Below are 1487 nucleotides of genomic sequence, written 5' to 3' on the forward strand. Positions count from 1 at the left end.
CCCTACGGCCTGCCCGGCGGGCCAGAGTGGTCCACGGGATGCTCTCCCGGCAGTCAGCTCGGAGGGTGCTCAGGCGCCTCAACCTCGGAGGTCGGCAGAGGCCCCCAGTGGTGCTCGGGCACGCACCGAGCACGAAGTGCCACGGTGTGCCACGTGGTGCTACGGCGGTGCACATGAGCGTTCAGCCCGAAATCACCCAGCGGGACCTGCGTAACCGTTCCCGCGAGATCATGGACGCCATACAGGGCGGCCAGTCGTTCACCGTCACTCGTGACGGACACCCGATCGGCGAGCTCGTCCCGCTGCGGCGACGCCGGCGGTTCGTCTCTCGTCAAGAGTTCGCCGCGATGTCCAGGACGGCGCCCGAAGTCGATCTGGACACGTTCCGCGCCGACCAGGACGCCGCGATGGACACTTCTCAGGATGACCCCTATGCCCGCTGATCGCGCGGTGCACGAGCGCGGAGTCCTTGATACCGACATCATGATTCTGCGCCGGTGGGTGAACCCGGAGGAACTGCCGCACGAGATGGCGATCACCGCCGTCACCTTGGCCGAGCTGTCCGCCGGGCCGCACGAGGTCCGTCGCAACGAAGAACAGAGCGCCTACGACGAGCACAACGAGCGCGCGCGCAGGCTCGATGTCCTGCAACGCGCTGAGAACGAGTTCGATCCCATCCCCTTTGACGCTGAGGCGGCCCGCATCTACGGTCGCATCTGTGCTGCTGTGATCAGCGCAGGGCGGAAGCCTCGTCGGCGAGTGGCCGATTTGATGATCGCTGCCATCGCGGTGGCTGGAGACCTGCCCCTCTTCACTACCAACCCGGACGACTTCAAGGGATTGGACGGGCTCCTCACCGTCGTGCCGGTCACGCGCCCGACGGTCCTGCACGACTGAAGCATTGCTCCGGTGCGGTGGAGTAAGCGGGCTTTCCCGTGAGCGGAGCCAGGAGGTGCGTCACTCGTTCACGTGCCGAGCAATCGAGTCGATCTTCACCGAACGCCCGGGGGAGACACGGCGGTTCTCGTCGGAGTCGGGTCACGCCGGCCAGGGGAGGCGGGCTTGGAGGGTGAAGGTGCCGTCGGTGGTGCCGTGGTGGAGTTCGCCGCCGTCGAGTTCGACGCGTTCGCGTAGGCCGGTGAGGCCGGCGCCGGCGCCGGGGATCTCGGTGGGGGCGAGGCCGACGGGGAGCGGGTTGTCGACGGTGACGGTGAGCGCACCGCCCGGGCTGCCGGCGATGCGGACGTGGACGCGGGCGCCGGAGGCGTGCTTGCGGGCGTTGGTCAGGCCTTCCTGGACGACCCGGTAGGCGGTGCGCTGCGCCTGGGGGCGGAGGTCGCCGGCGCCGGCCAGCGCGCGGAGGGGGTCGCCGTCCCCGGAGCCGGGGTCCGCGTCGGGCGGGCAGGGCAGTTCGGTGGCGATGGTGACCTGCTGGCCGGCGGCGCGGGCCTCGTCGACGAGGGTGGTGATCTCGGCGAGGGTGGGTT

General features: G+C 69.7%; 3 protein-coding genes. 2 read left to right on the forward strand and 1 reads right to left on the reverse strand.

Going from position 1 to position 1487, the window contains the following annotated elements:
• The first annotated feature begins 173 nt into the window (after positions 1-173).
• Both GL263_RS26390 and GL263_RS26395 read left to right on the forward strand, forming a co-directional pair.
• Complete coding sequence (locus tag GL263_RS26390; RefSeq protein ID WP_182858253.1) at positions 174-443, forward strand: type II toxin-antitoxin system Phd/YefM family antitoxin; 270 nt, start codon at positions 174-176, stop codon at positions 441-443.
• Positions 433-897 (forward strand): type II toxin-antitoxin system VapC family toxin, encoded by a 465-nt coding sequence (locus GL263_RS26395; RefSeq protein WP_182858254.1) that lies wholly within the window; start codon positions 433-435, stop codon positions 895-897. Before GL263_RS26390 ends, GL263_RS26395 begins: the two co-directional genes overlap by 11 nt.
• A 141-nt stretch (positions 898-1038) precedes the next feature.
• Here GL263_RS26395 and GL263_RS26400 read toward each other — a convergent pair.
• Positions 1039-1487, reverse strand: a 449-nt coding sequence (locus GL263_RS26400) for a sensor histidine kinase (RefSeq protein ID WP_323379572.1), incomplete at its 5' end; no start/stop codon positions are given.

This window comes from Streptomyces durbertensis, assembly GCF_014156695.1.
Classification (GTDB): Bacteria; Actinomycetota; Actinomycetes; order Streptomycetales; family Streptomycetaceae; genus Streptomyces; species Streptomyces durbertensis.

Bases quoted from the DNA above. Each gene is read 5' to 3' on its own strand.
- GL263_RS26390 (WP_182858253.1), top strand. From the start codon at position 174: ATGAGCGTTCAGCCCGAAATCACCCAGCGGGACCTGCGTAACCGTTCC.
- GL263_RS26395 (WP_182858254.1), top strand. From the start codon at position 433: ATGCCCGCTGATCGCGCGGTGCACGAGCGCGGAGTCCTTGATACCGAC.